Origin of the sequence: Geodermatophilus sp. DSM 44513 (genome assembly GCF_032460525.1) — a bacterium.
Classification (GTDB): domain Bacteria; phylum Actinomycetota; class Actinomycetes; order Mycobacteriales; family Geodermatophilaceae; genus Geodermatophilus.
Genome location: NZ_CP135963.1, coordinates 1,294,785 through 1,316,958, shown reverse-complemented (window position 1 = coordinate 1,316,958; position 22,174 = coordinate 1,294,785). Strand labels below are relative to the sequence as shown.

Here is a 22,174-nt window from a genome sequence, read left to right as displayed (position 1 = left end):
GGAGGGAGGTGGCCGCGCCGGGTGCTCCCGGTGGCGCGCGGGTGAGCCGCGGGTGAGCAGTGGGGGCGCCCGCGTGTCGCCCCGGCGTGTCGGTCCTAGACCGGTTCCTCGCGGGTGGGCAGCCCGCCGGCGGGGCGGTGCCGGTTCTGCTCGTAGTCGGTTACCAGCCCGATCCGGCGGGCGTGCCGCTCCTCGCCGCTGAACGGCGTGGCGAGGAAGTGCAGCACCAGCCCGGTGGCCTCCTCGACGTCGTGCTGGCGGGCGCCGATCGCGACCACGTTGGCGTCGTTGTGCTGGCGGGCCAGCTCGGCGGTCGAGCGGTTCCAGACCAGCGCGGCGCGCACGCCGGGCACCTTGTTGGCCGCGATCTGCTCCCCGTTGCCCGAGCCGCCGATCACCACGCCGAGGCTGCCCGGCTCGACCACGGTCCGCTCGCCGACCTCGAAGCAGAACGGCGGGTAGTCGTCCTGGGCGTCGTACTCGAACGCCCCGCAGTCGACCGGCTCGTGCCCGGCGTCGGTCAGCGCCTGCTTGAGGTGCTCCTTGAACTCCAGGCCCGCGTGGTCGGTGCCGACGAAGACGCGCATGGCCGGGAGTCTGTCAGGCTGCCGGGGTGGCGGTGCTGGGTGTCGACGGCTGGCGCGGCGCCTGGGTGGGGGCCCTGCTGGAGGGCCGGTCGGTGCGCCTGGTGGCGCTCCTGGACGCCGCCGCCGTCCTCGCCGTGCCGGACGTCGAGGTGGTCGGGATCGACATGCCGATCGGCCTGTCGGACGACGGCGTGCGGACCTGCGACGTCGAGGCCCGGCACCGGCTGAGTGGGCTGGGGGCCGGCAGCTCCGTCTTCCCCACCCCGGTCCGGGCGGTGCTCGCGACCGACGACTACGCCGAGGCGCGAGCCCTGTCCCGGGCCGCGACCGATCCGCCGCGGGCCCCGTCCGCCCAGGCCTTCCAGTTGGTCAAGGCAATCCGGTCACTGGACGACGTCCTCGGCGACCCGCCCACCGACCGCGTCGTCGAGGTGCACCCCGAGCTGGCCTTCCGGGTGGGGATGGAGCCGGCCGTCCAGGACCCGAAGGGCACCGCCCGCGGGATGGCGCAGCGGCTGGCCGCCCTCCGCCGCGTCATGGACGTCGACGCGGCGCTGCTGGACGCTCCTCCGCGCGTCCCGGCCGTCGACGCCCTCGACGCCTGCGCGGCCGCCTGGTCGGCCCGGCGGATCGCCGACGGGACGGCGCAGTGCGTCGGGGACGGCCGCCGGGACGCCCGGAGCCGGCCGATGCGGATCTGCTGGTGACCTTCCGCGAGGTCGCCGACGGGGTGTTCGTCCGCCGGCACGCCGCCCTGGACCTCAACTGCGGCCTGGTCGTGGGCGACGGCGCGTGCCTGGTGGTGGACACCCGCTCCGACCTCGGCGAGGCCGCCGACCTGGTGGCCGCCGTCCGGCGGGTGACGCCGCACCCGTGGACGGCCGTCAACACCCACGCCCACTTCGACCACTGCTTCGGCAACGCCGCGTTCCGACCGGCGACGGTGTGGGGCGCCCGGGGGTGTGCGGCCGAGCTGCTGGCAACCGGCGAGGCCCAGCGGGTGGCCCGGGTGGCCGAGCTGCTGGCCACCGGCGACGGCGAGGCCGCCGAGCGGGTGCGGCTGGCCCCGCTGGACCCGCCCGACGCCGCGGTCGACGGCACGGCGGTGCTCGACGTCGGCGGCCGCGAGGTGGTGCTGCTGCACCTCGGCCGCGGGCACACCGCGCACGACCTGGTGGTCGAGGTGGAGACCGACGGCGACGCGACGGTGGTCTTCGCCGGCGACCTGGTGGAGGAGGGCGCGCCGCCGTCGTTCGACGACGCCTTCCCCGCGGAGTGGCCGGCGACCCTGGGTCGGCTGCACGCCCTCGCCCGCGGACCGGTCGTGCCCGGGCACGGCGCGGTCGTGGACGCGGCGTTCGTGGGTGCCCAGCGGGAGGAGCTGCTGGCCGTGCTGGCCGCCGTCCGCGCCGGGCGCCTCGATCGCGGCCCCTACGACCCGGCGACGATGCAGACCGCGGCCAGCAGGCTCGGTCCCGAGCAGGCGAGGGGCGGGTAGGTGTCGGCCCTCCTGCAGGGGCCCGCCGCGAGCGTGCGAGTGGCGGGGGGCAGGAGGGTCCTCCCTCAGGTGAGCCGGCGCAGGACGGGCAACGGGAGCACCCGCAGCAGCGCCGACACCGGCCGCCACGGCCACTCCGGCACGTAGGCCCGCGCCGGCTCGCGCTCGATGGCCGCGGTGAGCGCGTCGACGCCGGGGTCCAGGTCGGTGACCAGCGGCCCGCGGCGGCCGGTGTTCATGTCGGTGGCGATGTAGCCGGGCAGCACGGTGGTCACCCGGATCCCGGTGCCCAGGACGTCGGCCCGGACCGCCTCGGCGAGGGAGTTCAGCGCTGCCTTGCTCGCGCCGTACGCCGCCCGCGAGCCGTGCATCCCGCGGAGGGAGGCCACCGAGGAGACGACGACGAGGTGCCCGGAGCCCTGGGCCCGGAACAGCTCCACGGCCGCCTCGCACTGGGCGTGCGTGCCCAGCACGTTGGTCAGCAGGACCGCGCGGTTGACCGCGGCCGCACCGGAGCCGATCGGGGCGCCGTTGCCGATGCCGGCGTTGGCGACCACCCGGTCCAGCCCGCCCAGCCGTTCGGCGAGGTCGGGCACGACCGCGGCCACGGACGCCGGGTCGTCGACGTCCATGGCCGCGACCTCGACCCGGATGCCCGGGTGCGCGGCGAGCAGCTCGGCCTGCAGGGCCTGCAGGCGGTCGACGCGGCGGGCGGCCAGGGCGAGGTCGCGGCCCAGCGCGGCGAACCGGCGGGCCAGGCCCTCGCCGAGGCCGGAGCTGGCGCCGGAGACCAGGATGCGGCGGCGCACGGGTGGGGGCACCCGCCGAGCATGCCCCACCCTCTTGCGGAGGCCGAGGGGTGAGGAATCCTCGCCGCTCAGCCTCCGCTGCGGGTGAGCTGCAGGGCGTCGGCGGGGACGGAGTCCATGTCCGGGCCCGAGGTGCGGGTCCGCTTGAGCTCCCAGAAGTCGGGCAGGTTGGCCAGCAGGACGGCGCCGTCGAAGGCCGTGCCGGCGTCCTCGCCGGTGGGCACCCGGCTGATCACCGGGCCGAAGAACGCCACGCCGTCGATGTGCATGACCGGGGTGCCGACGTCGTCGCCGACGGGGTCCATGCCCGCGTGGTGGCTGGCCTCCAGCGCCTCGTCGTACTCGGTGGAGTCGGCGGCCTGCGCCAGCTCGGCGGGCAGGCCGACGCGCTCCAGCGCGGGGGCGACGATCTCGTCGATCTCGCGGCCCTCGTGGTGGCGCAGCGTGCCCATGGCGGTGTAGAGGTCACCGAGGACCTCCTCGCCGTGCTGCTGCGCCGCGGCGACCGCGACCCGCACCGGGCCGATCGCCTTGCGCATCATCTCCTGGTAGTCCTCCGGCAGGTCCCGGCCGCGGTTGAGCACCGCCAGGGACATGACGTGCCAGTGCAGGTCGATGTCGCGGACCTTGGCCGCCTCCAGCACCCAGCGGCTGGTCAGCCACGCCCACGGGCACAGCGGGTCGAACCAGAAGTCCACGCGGGCCTTCGCCGGCGCACTCTGCACTGCCTCGGTCACGGGTGCCTCCTCGAACTGGCGGGTCGGTGTGCAGCCTCAAGTCGGGCGGCACGGTGGTTGTTCCCTCAACCGGCGTCCGGTTCGGCCGGGACGCCCGTGGGAAGCTGCCCTGCGTGGCCGCTCCCAACCTGACCCGCGAGAACGCCGCCGCCCGCGCCGGGCTGCTGGCGGTCGACAGCTACGACCTCCGCTTCGACCTCACCGACGGTGCGGGCCACCCCGGCGAGCACGTCTTCGGGTCGACGACGACGGTGCGGTTCAGCTGCCGGGAGCCGGGCGCGGACACCTCCATCGACCTGGTCGCCGAGACCGTCCGGTCCGCGACGCTCAACGGCGTCCCGCTCGACGTCGCGGGCTACAGCGCGGAGGAGGGCCTGCCGCTGCCCGGGCTGGCCGCGGAGAACACGCTGGTCGTGGAGGCCGACTGCCGGTACTCCAACTCCGGTGAGGGGCTGCACCGGTTCGTCGACCCGGAGGACGGCGAGGTCTACCTCTACACGCACTTCGAGCCGGCCGACGCCAAGCGGGTGTTCACCTGCTTCGACCAGCCCGACCTCAAGGCCACCTACACGGTGCACGTCACCGCGCCGGCGGGCTGGCAGGTCGTCTCCAACACCGGGGGACGCACCGTCGAGGAGGGCCCGGGCGGTGCCCAGGTCGTGCACTTCGCCCCGACCGAGCGGCTGTCGACCTACCTGCTGGCGCTCGTCGCCGGCCCCTACGCCCGGGTCACCGACTCCCACGACGGCATCCCGCTGGGGCTGTACTGCCGCGCCTCGCTGGCGCAGCACCTGGACCCCGAGGAGCTCTTCCGGGTCACCAAGCAGGGCTTCGACTTCTACCACCGGGTGTTCGGCGTCCGGTACCCGTTCGACAAGTACGACCAGCTGTTCGTGCCGGAGTTCAACGCCGGGGCGATGGAGAACGCCGGCGCGGTGACCTTCCTGGAGGACTACGTCTTCCGCTCGCGGGCCACCCGCGCCCGGTACGAGCGGCGCGCGGAGACGGTGCTGCACGAGCTGGCGCACATGTGGTTCGGCGACCTGGTGACCATGCGCTGGTGGGACGACCTGTGGCTCAACGAGTCCTTCGCCACCTACATCTCCACGCTGTGCCAGGCCGAGGCCACCGAGTACACGACCGCCTGGACGACGTTCGCCAACACCGAGAAGGCGTGGGCCTACGCGCAGGACCAGCTGCCCTCGACCCACCCGATCGCCGCCGACATGGTCGACGTGGCCGCCGTCGAGGTGAACTTCGACGGCATCACGTACGCCAAGGGCGCCTCGGTGCTCAAGCAGCTGGTCGCCTACGTGGGCCGGGAGGAGTTCCTCGCCGGGATCCGGCACTACTTCCGCGAGCACGCCTGGGGCAACACCACGCTGGCCGACCTGCTCGACCCGCTGTCGGAGTCGACCGGCCGCGACCTGTCGGAGTGGTCGCGGCAGTGGCTGCAGACCAGCCAGGTCAACACGCTGCGCCCGGTGTACGCGCTCGGCGACGACGGCCGGTACAGCGCCTTCGCCATCACGCAGACCGCCGTCCCCGAGCACCCGGTGCTGCGCCGGCACCGGCTCGCGGTGGGGCTGTACAGCGCCGGGCCGGACGGGCTGACCCGCACCCACCGCGTCGAGCTGGACGTCGACGGCGGGCGCACCGAGGTGCCCGAGCTGGTCGGCGCCCCCGCCGCGGACCTGGTGCTGGTCAACGACGACGACCTCACCTACGCCAAGCTGCGGCTCGACGACCGGTCGCTGGCCACCCTGCAGCGGGCCATCGGCACCATGCCGGACTCCCTGCCGCGGGCGCTGTGCTGGTCGGCGGCCTGGGACATGACCCGGGACGCCGAGCTGCCGGCCCGCGACTGGGTGGGCCTGGTGCTGGCCGGTGTGCACGCCGAGACCGAGATCAGCGTCGTGCAGTCACTGCTGGGCCGGGTGCAGTCCGCGCTGGCCAACTACGCCGACCCGCGCTGGGCCGAGACCGGGTGGCGGGCGCTGGCCGACCAGGCGCTGGCCGCGCTCGAGGCTGCCGCACCGGGCAGCGACGCGCAGCTGCAGTGGTCGCGCACCTTCGCCGCGGCGGCCCGCACACCGGCGCACGCCGCCGTGCTGCGCGGCCTGCTGGACGGCTCGCGGGTGCTCGAGGGGCTGCCGGTGGACGCCGACGCCCGCTGGGCGTTCCTCAACGGCCTGGTCGCCATCGGCGCCGCCGGGGACGCCGAGATCACCGCCGAGGAGCGGCGCGACGCCACCGCGACCGGCGCCCGCCGCGCCGCGACCGCCCGGGCGCTGCGGCCGACGGCGGAGGCCAAGGAGGAGACCTGGACGCGGGCCTTCACCGACGACAGCGTGCCCAACGCGGTGCACGAGGCGATGCTGCAGGGTTTCTGGCACCCGGCTCAGCGGGCGTTGACGGGGGGCTACGTCGAGCGGTTCTTCGCCGACGTCCGCCCGCTGTGGGACCGCCGTCCGGGTGAGGTGGCCAAGAACGCGGTGCAGTACCTGTTCCCGCCGGTGGTCGAGCTGCGCACCGTGCAGGCCGCCGACGCGTGGCTGGCCGGCGCCGACCACCCCGCGCCGCTGCGCCGGCTGGTCGCCGAGGGCCGCGACGGCATCGCCCGCTCGCTGCGCGCCCGGGAGCGCGACGCCGCCGAGGAGAGGTGAGGAACGGGCAGCGGCTCCACGCCGGCCGGGGACGGCACCTGGCCGGGTGGCCCGATCGCGGGGGCCCGGAGGGCCTCCCGATCGGGACACGGGCAGCGGCTCCACGCCGGCCGGGGACGGCACCTGGCCGCGGTGTCGCCCGGTAGGGCGACAGAGTGCTCAGTGGGTGCGCAGGCCCCGCGGGTGGCCGGCCTGGTCGGACAGTTGGCGCAGCCCGTTGACGATGCCGCCGACCAGGTCACCGGCGGCGAACGCGTTGGTCATCGACAGCACGGCCAGCGCGCAGGCGCGGTCGGGCAGCCGGCGGGCCGCACCGGAGCCGGTGACGACCTCGACCACCCGCTGACCGGGCGAGATGGCCAGCAGCACGGAGTCGGCCAGTTCCGCGGCGGAGTGCGCGGAGCGGTCGAACAGCTCCTCGGCGCGGGAGCGGGACTGCGCGCCCAGGTCGCCGATGTAGAGGGTGAACCGCAGCCCGGTCTCCCGGGAGGACATGGTCAGCGCCTCGTCCAGGCGCAGCAGCTCCTGGTAGCTGAAGATCCGGTCCGGGGCCTCGGACTGGTCGGCGCGGGTCGGCATGGTGCCGGCCGTCGTCGCCGTGTCGTGCGACGTCGCATCGAGAACGCGGGTCACTTCCGGCCTCCGGTGGGGCTCGCAGGGGTCAGGACAGGCACGGTCACCACGTCCCGCGGGCGCCGCCGAGGGGGCGGGCGGCCAGCACGGCCGACGGCCCGGCGGTCAGCGCCCGCGTCGCGCCGTGGTGGCCGTCGCCGCCGGAGTGCGACGCGGCCGACCGGCCGGTGGTGCCCTCGCCGCCCTGCTCAGGGAACAGCGAGGAACCCAGCGCCGCGGCGCCGGTCCCCGGGGTGGCGGCGTGGCCACCGCCACCAGCCGCCGGGTGCGGCTCGTACCAGACCGGCTCGTGCTCCCACGGCTGCCCCGGCTTGTACCGCAGCTTCCTGCGCCGCCCCGGGATCAGCGTGAGCACGGCCAGCAGGAGCACCACGGCCAGCGGAGCCCCCGCGTAGACGAGGAGGGTCTCGACGACGGTCACGGGTGCCAATCTACCGGCCGTGATCAGGCCCAGCCCGGCGGATGCCGGTGCGCCCAGGGTCGGGCCTCCTCCAACTGCGCGGCCAGCGCGACCAGGGTGACCTCGTCGGCGGGACGCCCCACCAGCATCGTGCCGACCGGCAGCCCGCCCGGCGTCCAGGACAGCGGCACGCTCACCGCCGGCTGACCGGTCACGTTGAACACCGCGGTGAAGGCGGCGTACTCCTCCTGCCGGGCGAAGTCCGCCGCGCCGTCCCCGTCGGCGTCGAACCAGCCCAGCGGCCGGGGCGTCATCGTGGTGACCGGGGCGAGCAGCACGTCGAAGCCGGCGGTGGCGGTGAGGAAGCGGCGGGCGAACAGCCGCAGCGCGGTCAGCGCCTCCATGGCCGCCTGCGCGGACAGCGCCAGCCCGCGGCTGCGCAGCTCCCGGGTGAGCGGCCGCAGCTCGCCGAGGCGAGCCTGCGGCACCGGCAGCAGCGTCCCCGACAGGCTCCACACCCGCTCGAAGGCGGGCAGCACGTCGGCGTCGAGCAGCCCCGGCGGCACGTCCTCGACGTCGTGCCCGAGGTCGGCCAGCAGCCCGGCGGCGTCGTCGAAGGCGGCCTGCACGGCCGGCTCCAGCCCGGCGTCGGGCATGGGCGACTCGGTGTAGCGGCCGATCCGCAGCCGGCCGGGGAGCCGGTCGGCGGCACCGAGGAACGTCTCCCCCGGTGGCAGCGGCGGCGCCCACTGCGCGTCGCCGGTGACCGGCCCGGCCATCGCGTCCATCATCGCCGCGGCGTCGCGCACGGTGCGCGCCAGCGGCCCGTTGGTGCCCAGCCCGGTCACGTCGCCGCCGAGCGGCGCGTTGCTCACCCGCCCGCGGCTGGGCTTGATGCCGACCAGCCCGTTGACGCTGGCCGGGATGCGGATCGACCCGCCGCCGTCGCTGCCCTGTGCGAACGGCAGCATCCCGGCGGCGACCGCGACCGCCGCGCCCCCGCTGGAGCCGCCGGCCGAGCGGGTGGGGTCCCACGGGCAGCGGGCCGGGCCGGCCAGGTCGTTGTCGGTGTAGCAGGGGAAGCCGAACTCGGGGGTGTTGGTCTTGCCCAGGCTGATCGTCCCGGCGTCGGCCAGCCGGGTCACGACGGCGTCGGTCACGGTGGGCACGTTGTCGGCGAAGACGGTGCAGCCGAACGTCGTCCGGACGCCGGCGGTGTTGTTGAGGTCCTTGATCGCGGTCGGGACGCCGAGCAGCGGGGGCAGCTCGCCGCCGTCGCGCACCCGGGCCTCGGCGCGGCGGGCCCGGTCCAGCGCGCGCTCGGGGGTCAGGGTGAGGAAGGCGCCGAGCCCGGCGTCGCGCGCCTCGATGCGGGCCAGCGCGTGCTCGACCAGCTCGACCGGGCTCACCTCCCCGGCGCGGACGGCGGCGGCCTGCTCGAGCGCGGTCAGGTCGTGCAGCTGGGTCACGGGGCCCGACGCTAGGGCCTCCCGTCCGTGCGCGCGGACGGTGCCACTCATGGCCTTCCGCGCGCGGACGGCCGGACGTCGGTACACAGGACGGCGTGGACCTCTCCCGCGCCGCCGCCGAGGCCTGCGACGCCGCCGACCCGCTGGCCGGCTTCCGCGACCGGTTCGCCGGCGCCGGGACCGACGGCCTGCTCTACCTGGACGGCAACTCGCTGGGCCGGATGCCGGTGGCGACGCCGGCCGTGCTGGCCCGGGCGGTCGCGGAGGAGTGGGGGCGCGGGCTGGTCGGCTCGTGGCGGGGGTGGATCGGACAGGCCGCCCGGGTCGGTGACCTGCTGGCCACCGGCGTCCTGGGCGCGCGCCCCGGCGAGGTGCTGGTCAGCGACTCCACCACCGTCGACCTCTTCAAGCTGCTGGTCGCCGCCGCGGACGCCCGGCCGGGCCGCGACGTGCTGGTCTGCTGCGCCGACGACTTCCCCACCGACCGCTACGTCGTCGCCGGAGTGGCGCAGGCGCGCGGGATGACGGTGCGGGAGGTCCCCGCCGACATCGACGAGGGGCTGGACGCGGGCGTGCTGGCCGGCGCGCTGGACGGGCGGGTCGCCGTCGTCGTGCTGTCCGCGGTCGCCTACCGCTCCGGGGCGCTGGTCGACGTCCGTCAGCTGACCGGGCTGGCGCGGGACGCCGGCGCGCTGGTGGTGTGGGACCTGTCGCACGCCGCGGGGGCGGTGCCGGTCGACCTGGCGGCGAACGGCGTCGACCTCGCCGTCGGGTGCACCTACAAGTACCTGAACGGCGGGCCCGGCGCGCCGGCGTTCCTCTACGTGCGCAAGGAGCTGCAGGAGCAGCTGCGCCAGCCGATCTGGGGCTGGTTCGGCCAGCGCGACCAGTTCGCCATGGGCCCGGTCTACGACCCGGTGCCCGGCGTGGAGCGGTTCGCCGTCGGGACGCCGCCGGTGCTGGCCACGGTGGCCGTCGAGGTGGGCGCCGCGCTGGTGGCCGAGGCCGGCGTGGACCGGCTGGCGGCGAAGGGCCGGGGGCTCGGCGAGCTCGCCGTCGCCCTCGCCGACGCCTGGCTGGCCCCGCACGGGGTGGCGCTGGCCTCTCCGCGTGACCCGGCCCGCCGCGGGTCGCACGTGACACTGGCCCACCCGCGCGCCTGGCAGCTCACCCAGGCGCTCGTCGACCGCGGCGTGGTCCCGGACTTCCGCACCCCCGACCGGGTGCGGCTGGGCCTCGCGCCGCTCTACACCCGCTCCGTCGACGTCTGGGACGCGATGGCGTGCGCCCGCGACGTGCTCGCCACCGGGGCGCACGAGGGCTACCCCGCCGAGCGCGCCCGCGTCACCTGACGGAGGACCCTCGTGCCCCCCACCGCTCGCACGCTCGCGGCGGGCCCCTGCACGAGGGCCGTTCCAGCACGTCGCCAGGGCGTCATGATTCGGCGAAGACGACCAGGTTCTCGGTGGAGGCGCGGCCGCCGCCGCGCTGGAAGCAGGTGATGAGCACCAGCCGCCCGGGCGCCTTCTCCCACACCTCGGTGGCCCCGGCCAGCTCGCCCTTGGCGTACCGCTCGGTGCGCTCGACGGTGTAACCGACCGTCCCCTGCGGCGTGCTGACCTCGAGGACGTCGCCGGCGGCCAGGGTGCTGCCGCCGCCGTCGGTCTCCATCAGCGGGTCGAAGCCGTACTCCCCGGTGCCCGTGGAGTGCGCGGCCAGGTAGAGGGTGTTGTCGGCGTCGGCGGCGGTGCCGACCGGGTCGCCGTAGGGGTCCAGCCAGTAGGCGGCGGTCAGCGTCGGGGGGTTGATCGCCCCGTTGCGCGGGACGTGCGGGAGCACCGGCAGGTCCAGGGCCAGGGCGGGCACGACCAGGTGCACGTCGGAGGACGGCGTCGGCAGGGCGACCCCCTCCGGCGGCAGCGTGGGTTGGGCCTCCTCGGCGGGCAGGGGTGCCGCGGTGACCGCGGCCGCCGGGTCGGGGGACCCGGCGGCCGCGGCCGGCTGCTCGCCACCGGACAGGCCGATGGCGAGCAGCGCGGCGCCGGCGAGCCCGACGGCGGCGACCCCGGTGAGGGCGCCGGGCAGCGGGCCCGCGCCGGTCAGTCGGCGCACGTGCCGCCCTCGGCCGCCGCCCGGCGACGGGAGCGGGCCACGGCGACGCCACCCACGCCGGCAGCGGCCAGCAGGCCGGCACCGGCGACGGCGGCGAGGGTCCCGGTGGAGCCGGTCTCGACGGCCTCCACGCCGGTGTTGGAGCGCAGCCCGGCGTTGACCGCCGTGGGAGCCGCCGGGGTCGGGGACGCAGTCACCGGCGGGGCGGGCGCCGGCGTCACGGCGAGCTCGGCGCCGAAGACGGAGACGTCACCGGACGGGGTCTCCTGCACGACCCCGAGCGCGTAGGTGCCGGCCGGCAGGTCGGCGGGGACGACGACGGTCGCCGTCGAGCCGGCGGCCTGGAGCGTGAGGAGGACGGGCTCGCCGACCGGGTTGGCCTCGGCGTCGACCCCCTGGAGGACGACCACCGCCTCGGCGAGGTCGGTGATGCCCAGGCCGCGCAGCAGCGACCCCGCGGTCAGGTCCAGGGTGACGGTCGAGCCGGCGGTCACGGTGCAGTCGGCAGGAGCGGCGCACAGCGTCCCGGAGACCGCGAGCAGCAACGGTTCCACGGTCACCGGGTCGAGCGCGGTGTCCCCGAGGGCGAGGGCGTACTCGACCGGGTCGACGAAGGTGAAGCCCGCCCCGAGGGTGGTCGTGACCGGCTCGAGGGTGAGGACGGCGGTCGCCGTGCCGGTGCCCGTGGGCAGGACGACCGTGACCGTGTCGGCGTCCACCCGGCTCACCGTGAGCGGGAGCTGAGTCCCCGTCGGCGCCGAGGAGTAGGTGCCGTCCGGCGCGCTGTCACCATCGGTGTCGACGGCCAGTTCGACCACGGCCGCGGAGGCATTGAGGACGTCGGGCAGCTCGACGGTGAGGGTGTCGCCGAACTGCACCGGGACGGGGGTGGGGTCGATCGTTGCCAGGTCGGCCATGGGGTCGGTCATCGGGTCCATGTCGGGGAAGTTCTCCACCGGGACGGTGCCCAGCGCGACCTCGGTGGGGGCGAGCGGGACGACCAGGGGCTCGGCGGCGGCCGCGGGGGACGCGATGCCGACGAGCAGGACGGCGGAACCGATGCCGGCGAGGGCCAGCCGCTGCACCGTCGGCCGGCGGGACGTGGTGGTGCGGGACATGAGGGGGACACCTTCCGGCGACCGCAGCGCCCCAGCGGCGCTGGCTGCCGTCGGAACGTAACGTCACGTAGTGGTTCCGCTGCGTAGCGAGGGCCTCGAGGTGTGACACGTGGGGCGGGAGCTGCCGGAGGGTCGGGTGGGGCCCCTCCGTGCCCAGCCGCCCCACCGGCACCGGACGGCGGGGACCGGGCTGCTACGCGGACACGCTCTCCGGCATCCCCAGCCACTCCCGCCAGCGCGGGTCGACGGCACGGGCCCCGAGCAGCCGCCAGGCCGCGCCGCTCGGCGTCCGCGGCGGGTGCGGCAGCTTCCAGCCGAGCTCGGCCAGCGACCGGTCGGCCTTGGTGTGGTTGCACCGGCGGCAGGCGGCGACGACGTTGTCCCAGCTGTGCGTGCCCCCGCGGCTGCGCGGGACGACGTGGTCGATGCTGGTGGCCGAGCCGCCGCAGTAGACGCAGGTCGAGGCGTCCCGGTGGAACACCGCCCGCCGGGACAGCGGCACCTGGGCCGGGTAGGGCACGCGGACGTAGCGGGTCAGGCGCACCACGACCGGCACCGGCAGGGACAGGGTCTCGGCGTGCACCTCCTCGGGCGCGCTGTGCACCGAGACCGCCTTGTCGGCGAGCACCAGGACGATCGCGCGCCGGCTGGACACGACGCACAGCGGCTCGTAGGTGGCGTTGAGCAGCAGCGTCGCGGCAGCGGTGGTCCGCGACGGGACGGCGGGCAACGGACGGGGGTCGCGCCGCGGACCTGGCTGGCCTGCGGGCGACCCGTGGGCGGGACGCGGCACGGGGCACCTCCGGCGCCCGAGGCCGCGCGCCGGGTGCAGTGCGACCCGCGGGCGTGCCCCATTCTGACCTGCGATCCGGCCCGCGCGCTCCCGGGATCGGCCCTGGGCCCCCGGGCGCGTCCGGCGGGCGTCACTACCGTGGGCCCGTGCGCTACCCCGAGGCCCCCCGGCTCGACCTGGTCGAGCACCTGCACGGACACGCCGTCGCCGACCCCCACCGCTGGCTGGAGGACCCCACCGACCCGCGGACGGTGTCCTGGACCGCCGCCCAGGACGAGCTGGCCGCCGCCGCGCTGGGCACGCTGCCGCTGCGCGAGCGCTTCGCCGCCCGGCTCGCCGAGCTGGTGCACGCCGGGGCCGTCGGCGTCCCGGTCTGGCGGGGCGGGCGGGCCTTCTCCACCCGCCGCGACCCCGGCCAGGAGCACGCCGTCCTCCGCGTCCGCGAGCCCGACGGCAGCACCCGCGTGCTGGTCGACCCCATGGCGCTCGACCCCGCCGGCACCACCACCCTGGACGCCTGGTCGCCGTCCTGGGAGGGCGACCGGCTGGCCTACCAGCTGTCCACCGGCGGCGACGAGGAGTCGCGGCTGTACGTCCTCGACGTGGCCACCGGCGAGCAGCTGGACGGGCCGGTCGACCGGTGCCGCTACTCCCCCGTCGCCTGGCTGCCCGGCGGCGAGGAGCTGTTCTACGTCCGCCGGCTGGCCCCCGACGCCGTCCCCGCCGGCGAGGAGCAGTTCCACCGCCGCGTGTGGCGCCACCGGGTGGGCGCCGACCCGGACGGCGACGTCCTGGTCCACGGGGAGGGGCTGGAACTCACCAACTACTACGGCGTGCGCACCAGCCGGGACGGCCGCTGGCTGACCGTCTCGGCCTCGGCGGGCACCGCCCCACGCGACGACGTCTGGCTGGCCGACCTGGCGACGACACCGGACGGCGGGACGCCTGCGCTGCGCGAGCTGCAGGTGGGCGTGGACGCGCAGACCGCCGCCTGGGTCGCCCGCGACGGCCGGCTGTGGCTGATGAGCGACCGCGGCACGCCCCGCTGGCGGCTGGCCGTGGCCGACCCGGCCGACCCCACGAGCTGGGCGCCGGAGGCCTGGCAGGACGTCGTCCCGCAGTCCGACGACGGCGTGCTGACCGACGTGGCCCTCGTCGACGGCCCGGACGGCGCGCTGCAGGTGCTCGCCGTGCACTCGGTGGACGCCACCGACCGGCTGTCGCTGTGGGCCGGGAACGGCTCCGGCCGGGTGGCCGGCGTGACCGCCCTCCCGCCGGGCAGCGTCTCCGGCGTCAGCGCGCCCCCGGAGGGCGGGACGACGGCGTGGGTCGGGTACACCGACTACGCCACCCCGCCGTCGGTGCTGCGCTGGGACGCCGCCGACCCGACCGCCCTGACCCCCGGGGAGCAGGCCCCGGTGGCCGGGGAGGTGCCCGCGCTGCAGGTGGTGGAGACGCACGCGACCTCGGCCGACGGGACGCCGGTCCACCTGTTCGTGCTGTCCGCCGACGGCGTGCCCGACCGGCCGCGGCCCACGGTGCTCTACGGCTACGGCGGCTTCAACGTGGCCCTCACCCCCGGCTACTCGGCCCAGGCGCTGGCCTGGGTGGCCGCCGGCGGGGTGTGGGCGGTGGCCAACCTGCGCGGCGGCTCCGAGCACGGCGAGGAGTGGCACCGCGCCGGGATGCGCGAGCGCAAGCAGAACGTCTTCGACGACTTCGCCGCCGCCGGGGAGCACCTGGTCGCGCAGGGCTGGACGACGCACGGGCAGCTGGCGGTGATGGGCGGGTCCAACGGCGGGCTGCTGGTCGGGGCGACGCTCACCCAGCGCCCGGACCTCGCCGCCGCCGTCGTCTGCAGCGCGCCGCTGCTGGACATGGTCCGCTACGAGCGCTTCGGCCTGGGCCGCACCTGGAACGACGAGTACGGCACCGCGGACGACCCGGTCGAGCTGGGCTGGCTGCTGGGCTACTCCCCCTACCACCGGGTCGCCCCGGGCACCGCCTACCCCGCGGTGCTGTTCACGACCTTCGAGTCCGACACGCGGGTGGACCCCCTGCACGCGCGCAAGCTGGCCGCGGCGCTGCAGCACGCCACGTCGTCGGACGCCCCGGTGCTGCTGCGCCGGGAGACCTCGGTGGGGCACGGCGCCCGCGCGGTCAGCCGCACCGTGGCCCTGGCCGCCGACCAGCTGGCCTTCCTCGCCGCGCACACCGGCCTGGGCGGCTGACGTGCCGTGTCCGGCTCGACGGGGGGCGACCGTGTGGCGCCCTTCCGGCACCTGACAGTATCGGGGTGATGACCAGCTCACCCTCCGTGACGACAGCCACGCCCAGAGGCACCGGGACGCCCGTGCCGCCGGGGAGGGCGCGCTGAGCGGCCGCGCGCCGGCCGGGGACAGCCCCGCCGGCGCCGCCCCCCGGCCGGCGACCTTCCGCGGGCTGTTCGCCGTCGGTGAGTTCCGGCCGCTGTTCGGCACCTACCTGCTGTCGACCATCGGCGACGAGCTCGCCCGCGTGGCGCTGACCGTGCTGGTCTACCAGCGCACCGACTCGCCCCTGCTGTCGGCGGTGACCTTCGCGATCAGCTACCTGCCGTGGCTGCTGGGCGGGCCGCTGCTGTCCACCCTGGCCGACCGGTTCCCCCGCCACCGGGTGCTCATCGCCACCGACGCCGCCCGGGCGGTGCTGGTCGCGGGGATGGCGGTGCCGGGCACGCCGCTGCCGGTGCTGCTCGGACTGCTGCTGGTGGTGGCCACCTGCGGGCCGCCGTTCGAGTCCGCCCGCTCCGCGCTCGTGGCCGACGTGCTCGACGGCGAGCGGTACGCCCTGGCCACGTCCCTGACCAACGTCGGCTCCCAGGTGGCCCAGGTCCTCGGGTTCGTGCTCGGCGGCGCGCTGGTCGCGGTGTTCGACCCGTCCGTGGCGCTGCTGGTCGACGCGGCCACCTTCGCGGTCTCGGCGGTGTGGCTGTGGGCCCGGCTGACCCGCCGTCCGGCACCGGACGGCGGCCACGGCGACGGCCCCCCGGGGCCGCGGTCGATGTGGCGGGACGCCGCCGAGGGCCTGCGGGTGATCGGCCGCGCACCGCGGCTGCGGGCGATCATCGCCGTGACGTGGGTGGGCACCCTGTTCGGCACCGCCCCGGAGGGGGTCGCCGCGCCCCTGGTCGCCGAGCTCGGCCAGGGGCCGGCGCAGGTCGGCGTCCTGCTGGCGGCCAACCCGGCGGGGGTCACCGTCGGCGGGCTGCTCGTCGCCCGCGCCCTCACCCAGCAGCGCCGCGAGCAACTGGTGCCGGCCCTGGTGGTGCTCTCGCTGGTGCCGGTCCTGCTCGCCGGGCTGGTCACCGTCTGGGGCGCGCCGGGCCAGGGCGCCCACGCCGCGGTCGTCGCGCTGCTGTTCGTCGCCGGCCTCGGCGCGGCCTGGACCATCCCGCTCAACGTCGCCTTCGTGCAGGCGGTGCCGTCGGCCTACCGCGGGCGCGCCTTCGGGGTCGCGGTCAGCGGGCTCTACGGCGTCCAGGGCATCGGCGTGCTCGCCGCCGGGGCCGCGGCCGAGGGCGTCTCGGCCGGCGCGGTGGTCGCCGCTGTCGGCGCGCTCGGCCTGCTGGCCGTCGCGCCGCCGCTGCTCGGGTACGCCCGTACCCAGGGTCACGTGGCAGCGGCCCCGCCCCCTGCGGGACCATCGAGGGCATGAGCCGCTCCCTGCCGTCGGCGCGGACCTTCTACCAGGAGGTCGGCGGCGCACCGACGTTCGCCCGGCTCGTGGCCTCGTTCTACGACGGCGTCCGCCGCGACCCGGTGCTCGCCCCGCTGTACCCGCAGGACGACTGGGCGGGCGCGGAGCTGCGGCTGCGCGCGTTCCTCGAGCAGTACTGGGGCGGCCCGACCACCTACTCCGACGCCCGTGGCCACCCCCGGCTGCGCATGCGGCACGCGCCGTTCGCCATCGGCCCCGCCGAGCGCGACGCGTGGCTGCGCAACATGCGCGCCGCCGTCGACACCCTGGAGCTGACCCCGGAGCAGGACGCCACGCTGTGGGGGTACATGGAGATGGCCGCGCGCAGCATGCAGAACCGCTGGCCCGACGACGCCCCCGGCGGCCTGTCCACCGGCTGACGGAGGCCCCGCCCTGCCCACCGCCCGCGAGCCCGCGGCGGGCCCCGGGACGGGGCCGCCGCCCGGTGGCTCCGGGAGGCGCCGCCGACGCCACCGGGTAGCATCGGAGCCGTAACGCAGCGTTGCGAGGACAGTGACACCGCGGCCCTCCCTCCGTGGTCGGGGCCCTCTCCGGGGAGGCCCGCCCACCCATGGCGTTGCTGCAGGTCGAGGGTCTGAGGAAGTCCTTCGGGGGACGACGCGTCCTCCGCGACGTGTCCTTCACCATCGCCGCCGGCGAGATCGTCGGGCTGGTCGGCACCAACGGGGCCGGCAAGTCCACCCTCGGCGACGTCCTCGCCGGCATCACGGCGGCCGACTGCGGCCGGATGACGCTGCTGGGCCACCCGTATGCCCCCCTGTCCGTCGACGACGCCCGCTCCCTCGGCGTCGGCGTCGTCGAGCAGCAGGTGCACATCGACCCCGGGCTGACCGTCGCCCGAGCCGTGGTGCGCGGCACCCCGCACGCCGGGGCGCCCGAGCCGGAGCTGCGCAGGCACGTGCAGGGACTGCTGGCCGAGGTCGGCCTCGACGTGGACCCGGACACCCGCGTCGGGGACCTGCCGCACTTCGTGCACAACCTGGTGGAGACCGCGCGGGTGCTCGCCGAGGACACCCGGCTGGTCGTGCTCGACGAGGTGTCGGCGGCGCTGCTGCCCCTGGAGGTCACCCGGCTGCACGCGGTCGCCGCCCGGCTGAGCCAGCAGGGGCGCGGCGTGCTCTACATCAGCCACCGGCTGCCGGAGATGCTCGAGGTGGTCGACCGGGTGCTGGTGCTGCGCGACGGGGTGATCGCCCTGGACAGCCCCGCGGACGCCCTGGACCCGGTCCGGCTGGCCGGGGAGACGGTGGGCGGGCCGGTGTCCCTGCCGGCCCCCCGGGTGGCCGCCGGCCCGGCGCGGTCCGCGCGGGAGGACGTCCCGGTGCGCACCTCGACCTGGCCGGCGCCCGCCGACGACGACGTGGCCCTGCGGGTCCGCAACCTGCGGGTGCCCGGCCGGGTCGAGGGGGTCGACCTGCTGCTGCGGCACGGCGAGGTGGTCGGGCTGACCGGCCGCCGCTCCTCGGGCGTCCGCGAGATCGCCGGGGCCCTCACCGGGGAGCTGCCGGCCGTCACCGACGAGCTCGTGCTGCACGGCGAGCCCCGCACGCTCGGCCCGGCGGCGGCCGAGGCCCTGCGGCTGCCCGCCTACCACCCCGACGACGACGCCTACGGGGTCGACCCCGGCGAGACGATCGCCCGGACGCTCACCAAGGAGCCGTGGGGGGCGCTGAGCGACCTGCGCCGGGAGATCGCCTCGCTGCGCGGTGTGATCCGCACCGTCCACCAGCTCGACGTCAAGACGCTGAGCATCCGCACGGTGTTCGGCGCCCTGTCCGGCGGCGACCAGCACAAGCTGGCGCTGGCCCGCTGGATGGCCTCGGCCCAGGACGTCGTGGTGCTGCACGAGCCCACCCGCGGCCTGGACGTACGGTCCCGCCAGCAGGTGCGCCGGCTGATCGACGAGGCCACCGCCCACGGGACGTCGGTCGTCGTGGTGTCGGTGGACCCCGACGAGCTGGCCGAGTGCTGCGACCGCGTCGGCATCGTGGCCGGCGGCCGGGTCACCCGCTGGATCGACACCCGCGAGCTCGCCGTGGACGCCGTGCGGGCACGGATCGTCGAGGCCGCCACCGCGGCTTGAGGGAGGACCCCCTCGCCCCCCACCCCTCGCGGAGCGAGGTGCTGGAACGGCCCCCGTGCAGGGGCCCGCGCCGAGCGTCAGCGAGGTGTGGGGAGCACGGGGGTCCTTCTAGACGCTGACGGTGGCCGCCACGGCGCGCAGCTTGTGCCGGGCGAGCGCCAGATTGGCGGTCACCCGGTTGAGCACGAGGTAGATGAACAGGCCGGCGTTGCCCTGGCCCTTGAGCACGTTGATCAGGTGGTACTGGCTCTGCAGCGTGATCAGGATGTCCTCGACCTCGTCCTTGAGCTCGAGGTCGTTGATGGTGCGCAGCTTGGCGCGCACCACGTTGGAGTTCCCGGCGGCCGCGACGTTGAGGTCGAAGCCCGGGGTGCCGCCGGCCGCGAGGGCCATGCCGCTGTCGATGTCGACGATCGCGGCGCCGTTGGCGCCCTCGATCGCGAGCAGGTCGGCGATGACGTTGTCGAGCTGTGCCACGGGTGGGGCTCCTGTCGTCTCGAGGGGAAGACGCAGCGGGGTGCTGCGGTCCGGGTCGGGGGGTGACCCGGGTCGACCGGACGGGCCGGACGCCTGCAGGTGCGCGGTGTCCCGGGGCGGCGTCGGTGCCGCGCCGGCGCGCGTGGCACCGGCCGGGGCGCGGTGCGCAGCTCCCTCGTCGACGGCGGCCGGCACGTCCACCGGCTCCGGCCCCGGGGGCCGGGACCCGCCGCCGGGTGACCGGCCCGCGTGCTGCGACCGGTCCGGTGGGGCCTCGTGCGGTGCGGGTCGTCCCCGCGACCACAGCGATGCCCACCACCCGGATGCCATGCCTTCGTCCGCCTTCGCCGAGGGGCCTGCGCCACCAGACAACACGGCTCCCCCGGGCCCGGCAAACCGGCCCGCGTCTCTGCAGGTGAGCGGGCAGGCACCGTCGGCGACCGGATCCGGGTACGCCCGGCCGCTGCCCTGCCCGCCCGCCCGGTGGCCGGGCCCCGGCGCTCGGGTACCTTCCGCCGGGGGGAGGCGGGTGGCCCGCCCGCCCGGGAGGAGCGTGCGTGAAGACCAGGGACCTCGCCTACGTCGCCCTCTTCGCGGCGGTCGTCGCCGTGCTGGGGACGATCCCGGCCATCCCGGTCGGCCCGGTGCCCATCACCGCCCAGACCCTCGGCGTGATGCTGGCCGGGGCGGTGCTGGGCGCGCGGCGCGGCTTCCTGGCGGTGCTGGTGTTCCTCGTCCTGGTAGCGGTCGGCCTGCCGCTGCTGTCCGGTGGCCGCGGCGGCCTGGCGCCCTTCGTCGGGACGTCGGCCGGCTACCTCTACAGCTGGCCGGTGGCCGCGTTCGTCATCGGCTGGCTCACCGAGCGCACCTGGCACCGCTACGACGTCCTGCGCGGCACGCTGGTCAACGTCGTGGGCGGCATCGTGGTCATCTACGCGGTGGGCGTGCCGGTGCTCAAGGCCGTCGCGGGCCTGTCCTGGGGCCAGGCGCTGGCCGGCGGCGCCCTGCCGTTCATCCCCGGTGACCTGGTCAAGGCCGTCGTCGCCGCGGCCATCGCCGACGTCGTGCGGCGCAGCTACCCCATCATCGAGCGTCCCCGCCGGACCGCCGCGACCCGGTGAGGTTCCGCCGTCCCGCTGCCGTCCCGGCCGACACCGCCGACCCCGGTCGAGGCGTCGAGCTGCAGGGGGTCGGTCACCGGTACGGGGACCGGGCGGTGCTGTCCGGCATCGACCTGCGGCTCACCGAGTCGCGGATCGGCGTGGTGGGCGCCAACGGGTCGGGCAAGAGCACGCTGGCCCGCCTGCTCAACGGCCTGGTGCTGCCCACCGAGGGACGGGTCCTCGTCGACGGGCTGGACACCCGCACCCAGGTGCGCGCGGTGCGGCGGCGGGTCGGCTTCGTCTTCCAGGACCCCGACGCGCAGATCGTGCACCCCACCGTCGCCGAGGACGTCGGCTACGGGCTGGAGAACCAGGGCGTGCCGCCGGAGGAGCGGGCGGTCCGGGTGGCCGAGGTGCTCGGCCGCTACGGCCTGGCCGGGCACGCCGACCACCCGGCGCACCTGCTCTCCGGCGGCCAGAAGCAGATGCTGGCCATCGCCGGCGTGCTGGTCATGCAGCCGGCCCGGATTGTCTTCGACGAGCCGACGACCCTGCTGGACCTGGTGAACGCCCGCCGCGTCGCGGAGCTGATCGCCGGCCTGGAGCAGCAGGTGGTCGTGGTGACCCACCAGCTGGACCTGCTCGACGGGTTCGACCGGGTGCTGGTCGTCGACGGCGGCCGGGTCGTCGAGGACGCCCCCCCGGGCCCCGCCGTGGCCGGCTACCGCACTCTCATGGCCGCCCGGTGACGCTCGCGCTGTACGTGCCCCGGGCCAGCCCGGTGCACCGGCTGCCGGCCGGCGCCAAGCTGGCCGCCCTGGCCGTCCTGGCCGTCGTGCTGTTCGCCCGGCCGACGCTGCCCGTGGCGGGTGCGGCCCTGCTGGGCACGCTGGCCGCAGGGCTAGCCGTCGCCCGGCTGCCGGTCGCCGTCCTCGCCCGGCAGGCGCGGGCGGTGCGGTGGTGGCTGCTGGCGCTGTTCGCGGTGCACGCGCTGACCACCGACCTGGCCACCGGCGCGCACACCGCGCTGCGGCTGCTGGCGCTGGTGCTGGCCGCGGCGGTGGTGACCGCGACGACCCGGGTGAGCGCGATGACCGCGGTGGTCGAGTGGCTGTGCGCCCCGCTGCGGCTGGTCGGCGGGCGTCCCGAGCGGGTCGGTCTCGTGGTCACCATGGCGCTGCGGTTCATCCCGGTGCTCATCGAGCGCGCCGACCGCATCCGCGCCGCGCAGGCCGCCCGCGGCGGGCCGCCGCGCGGGCTCCGGGCGCTGCGGACCACGGTCGCCCCGCTGCTGGTGCAGCTGCTGCGGATGGCGCACGACGTGAGCGAGGCGCTGGACGCACGGGGTGCGGACGACGTGCCGGCGGGCCGGCCGAGGAGGACCTGATGGGGACGACGGACGGCGGTGTGCTGACCGAGGTCTGGCTGACCGGGACGGCGGCCGCGCCGATGCGGCGGGTGGCCTCGGCGCGGCTGCTGGCCGGGCGGGGGCTGGAGGGCGACCGCTACGCATTGGGCGGCGGGACCTGGGCGCGGTACCCGGACCTGGAGAAGCAGCTGACCCTCATCGACGCCGCCCAGGTGGCCGAGGTCGCCGCCGAGGTCGGCGTGCCGCTGACCCCGGGCGACACCCGCCGCAACCTGGTCACCACCGGGATCGACCTGCCCTCGCTCGTCGGCCGCTGGTTCGCCGTCGGCGATGCGCTGCTGTTCGGGGTGAAGCGCTGCCCGCCGTGCAGCCACCTCGAGCGGCTGACCGGCGCCCGGCTGGTCAAGGCGATGGCACACCGTGGCGGCGTCAACGCGGCCGTCTTCGCCGGGGCGGTGGTCGCCGAGGGCGCCGTCGTCCGCCCCGTGCCGGAGGAGGAGGCCGCCCGGCGGGGTGCGCCCACCGGCGCGGACCGGCCGGTGCCCCGGCGGGTCTGACCGC

The 22,174-nt window shown here is 76.4% G+C and carries 22 protein-coding genes; 12 read left to right on the top strand and 10 right to left on the bottom strand.

Annotated elements, in window-relative coordinates; all coding sequences use genetic code 11:
- Window positions 1-95: 95 nt before the first annotated feature.
- Window positions 96-587, bottom strand: a complete 492-nt coding sequence (locus tag RTG05_RS06455; RefSeq protein ID WP_166527949.1) for a ribose-5-phosphate isomerase — start codon at window positions 585-587, stop codon at window positions 96-98.
- A gap of 26 nt (window positions 588-613) precedes the next feature.
- On the opposite strand from RTG05_RS06455, the gene RTG05_RS06450 reads away from it, so the two are divergent.
- On the top strand, window positions 614-1,294 hold the full coding sequence (locus tag RTG05_RS06450; RefSeq protein ID WP_166527948.1) for a DUF429 domain-containing protein: 681 nt from the start codon (window positions 614-616) through the stop codon (window positions 1,292-1,294).
- Window positions 1,291-2,085 carry an MBL fold metallo-hydrolase gene (locus RTG05_RS06445; RefSeq protein WP_315912389.1) on the top strand — a complete coding sequence of 265 codons (795 nt, stop codon included), beginning with the start codon at window positions 1,291-1,293 and terminating at the stop codon, window positions 2,083-2,085. The genes RTG05_RS06450 and RTG05_RS06445 overlap by 4 nt, the downstream gene beginning before the upstream one ends.
- A gap of 65 nt (window positions 2,086-2,150) precedes the next feature.
- On the opposite strand, the gene RTG05_RS06440 is transcribed toward RTG05_RS06445, so the two are convergent.
- Both RTG05_RS06440 and RTG05_RS06435 read right to left on the bottom strand, forming a co-directional pair.
- A complete protein-coding gene (locus RTG05_RS06440) occupies window positions 2,151-2,906 on the bottom strand; it encodes an SDR family oxidoreductase (protein WP_166527947.1) in 756 nt (251 codons plus the stop codon).
- A 56-nt stretch (window positions 2,907-2,962) separates the two neighbouring features.
- Window positions 2,963-3,631, bottom strand: coding sequence for a mycothiol-dependent nitroreductase Rv2466c family protein (locus RTG05_RS06435; protein ID WP_208104826.1), 669 nt, complete (start codon window positions 3,629-3,631; stop codon window positions 2,963-2,965).
- Window positions 3,632-3,744: 113 nt separating this feature from the next.
- On the opposite strand from RTG05_RS06435, the gene pepN reads away from it, so the two are divergent.
- Entirely contained in the window at window positions 3,745-6,297 is a 2,553-nt protein-coding gene (gene pepN / locus RTG05_RS06430) for an aminopeptidase N (protein ID WP_166527946.1), read from the top strand.
- Between the two features lie 159 nt (window positions 6,298-6,456).
- Here pepN and RTG05_RS06425 read toward each other — a convergent pair whose 3' ends face one another.
- The 3 genes from RTG05_RS06425 to RTG05_RS06415 form a co-directional block, all read right to left on the bottom strand.
- Window positions 6,457-6,876, bottom strand: coding sequence for a DUF5130 family protein (locus RTG05_RS06425; protein WP_166527945.1), 420 nt, complete (start codon window positions 6,874-6,876; stop codon window positions 6,457-6,459).
- A 97-nt stretch (window positions 6,877-6,973) separates the two neighbouring features.
- Complete coding sequence (locus RTG05_RS06420) at window positions 6,974-7,351, bottom strand: aa3-type cytochrome oxidase subunit CtaJ (protein WP_166527944.1); 378 nt, start codon at window positions 7,349-7,351, stop codon at window positions 6,974-6,976.
- Window positions 7,352-7,374: 23 nt separating this feature from the next.
- On the bottom strand, window positions 7,375-8,799 hold the full coding sequence (locus RTG05_RS06415) for an amidase (protein WP_315912388.1): 1,425 nt from the start codon (window positions 8,797-8,799) through the stop codon (window positions 7,375-7,377).
- Between the two features lie 95 nt (window positions 8,800-8,894).
- Here RTG05_RS06415 and RTG05_RS06410 point away from each other — a divergent pair, with 95 nt between their 5' ends.
- Window positions 8,895-10,151: a kynureninase gene (locus tag RTG05_RS06410; RefSeq protein ID WP_166527942.1), complete on the top strand. Its 1,257-nt coding sequence runs from the start codon at window positions 8,895-8,897 to the stop codon at window positions 10,149-10,151.
- Window positions 10,152-10,233: 82 nt separating this feature from the next.
- On the opposite strand, the gene RTG05_RS06405 is transcribed toward RTG05_RS06410, so the two are convergent.
- The 3 genes from RTG05_RS06405 to RTG05_RS06395 form a co-directional block, all read right to left on the bottom strand.
- Entirely contained in the window at window positions 10,234-10,911 is a 678-nt protein-coding gene (locus RTG05_RS06405; protein ID WP_166527941.1) for a class F sortase, read from the bottom strand.
- Window positions 10,899-12,029, bottom strand: a complete 1,131-nt coding sequence (locus tag RTG05_RS06400) for a hypothetical protein (RefSeq protein WP_166527940.1) — start codon at window positions 12,027-12,029, stop codon at window positions 10,899-10,901. Before RTG05_RS06400 ends, RTG05_RS06405 begins: the two co-directional genes overlap by 13 nt.
- A 193-nt stretch (window positions 12,030-12,222) precedes the next feature.
- The gene (locus RTG05_RS06395; RefSeq protein WP_315912387.1) at window positions 12,223-12,759 is read right to left on the bottom strand and encodes an HNH endonuclease; all 537 of its coding nucleotides are present in this window, start codon (window positions 12,757-12,759) and stop codon (window positions 12,223-12,225) included.
- 209 nt (window positions 12,760-12,968) lie between these two features.
- Between RTG05_RS06395 and RTG05_RS06390 the strand changes: the two genes are divergently transcribed.
- The 4 genes from RTG05_RS06390 to RTG05_RS06375 all read left to right on the top strand — a co-directional run bounded on the left by RTG05_RS06390 (window position 12,969) and on the right by RTG05_RS06375 (window position 18,664).
- A complete protein-coding gene (locus RTG05_RS06390; RefSeq protein ID WP_166527939.1) occupies window positions 12,969-15,053 on the top strand; it encodes a prolyl oligopeptidase family serine peptidase in 2,085 nt (694 codons plus the stop codon).
- 142 nt (window positions 15,054-15,195) lie between these two features.
- On the top strand, window positions 15,196-16,518 hold the full coding sequence (locus tag RTG05_RS06385; RefSeq protein WP_315912567.1) for an MFS transporter: 1,323 nt from the start codon (window positions 15,196-15,198) through the stop codon (window positions 16,516-16,518).
- Window positions 16,515-16,940, top strand: a complete 426-nt coding sequence (locus RTG05_RS06380; RefSeq protein WP_166527938.1) for a globin — start codon at window positions 16,515-16,517, stop codon at window positions 16,938-16,940. The genes RTG05_RS06385 and RTG05_RS06380 overlap by 4 nt, the downstream gene beginning before the upstream one ends.
- Window positions 16,941-17,131: 191 nt before the next feature.
- Window positions 17,132-18,664 (top strand): ATP-binding cassette domain-containing protein, encoded by a 1,533-nt coding sequence (locus tag RTG05_RS06375; RefSeq protein ID WP_315912386.1) that lies wholly within the window; start codon window positions 17,132-17,134, stop codon window positions 18,662-18,664.
- Between the two features lie 108 nt (window positions 18,665-18,772).
- Here the strand turns inward: RTG05_RS06375 and RTG05_RS06370 are convergent, their stop codons facing one another.
- Window positions 18,773-19,141 carry a hypothetical protein gene (locus tag RTG05_RS06370; protein WP_166527937.1) on the bottom strand — a complete coding sequence of 123 codons (369 nt, stop codon included), beginning with the start codon at window positions 19,139-19,141 and terminating at the stop codon, window positions 18,773-18,775.
- 557 nt (window positions 19,142-19,698) lie between these two features.
- Between RTG05_RS06370 and RTG05_RS06365 the strand changes: the two genes are divergently transcribed.
- The 4 genes from RTG05_RS06365 to RTG05_RS06350 are packed head-to-tail and all read left to right on the top strand — an operon-like array spanning window position 19,699 to window position 22,170.
- A complete protein-coding gene (locus RTG05_RS06365; protein ID WP_166527936.1) occupies window positions 19,699-20,262 on the top strand; it encodes a biotin transporter BioY in 564 nt (187 codons plus the stop codon).
- Window positions 20,259-20,993, top strand: a complete 735-nt coding sequence (locus RTG05_RS06360; RefSeq protein ID WP_166527935.1) for an energy-coupling factor ABC transporter ATP-binding protein — start codon at window positions 20,259-20,261, stop codon at window positions 20,991-20,993. Before RTG05_RS06365 ends, RTG05_RS06360 begins: the two co-directional genes overlap by 4 nt.
- On the top strand, window positions 20,990-21,631 hold the full coding sequence (locus RTG05_RS06355) for an energy-coupling factor transporter transmembrane component T family protein (protein WP_166527934.1): 642 nt from the start codon (window positions 20,990-20,992) through the stop codon (window positions 21,629-21,631). Before RTG05_RS06360 ends, RTG05_RS06355 begins: the two co-directional genes overlap by 4 nt.
- Window positions 21,631-22,170: an MOSC domain-containing protein gene (locus RTG05_RS06350; protein ID WP_166527933.1), complete on the top strand. Its 540-nt coding sequence runs from the start codon at window positions 21,631-21,633 to the stop codon at window positions 22,168-22,170. Before RTG05_RS06355 ends, RTG05_RS06350 begins: the two co-directional genes overlap by 1 nt.
- Window positions 22,171-22,174: the final 4 nt, after the last annotated feature.

Coding starts and splice junctions, on each gene's coding strand:
- RTG05_RS06350 (WP_166527933.1), top strand. CDS start 21,631: ATGGGGACGACGGACGGCGGTGTGCTGACCGAGGTCTGGCTGACCGGG.
- RTG05_RS06375 (WP_315912386.1), top strand. CDS start 17,132: ATGGCGTTGCTGCAGGTCGAGGGTCTGAGGAAGTCCTTCGGGGGACGA.
- RTG05_RS06400 (WP_166527940.1), bottom strand. CDS start 12,029: ATGTCCCGCACCACCACGTCCCGCCGGCCGACGGTGCAGCGGCTGGCC.
- RTG05_RS06455 (WP_166527949.1), bottom strand. CDS start 587: ATGCGCGTCTTCGTCGGCACCGACCACGCGGGCCTGGAGTTCAAGGAG.
- RTG05_RS06380 (WP_166527938.1), top strand. CDS start 16,515: ATGAGCCGCTCCCTGCCGTCGGCGCGGACCTTCTACCAGGAGGTCGGC.
- RTG05_RS06425 (WP_166527945.1), bottom strand. CDS start 6,876: ATGCCGACCCGCGCCGACCAGTCCGAGGCCCCGGACCGGATCTTCAGC.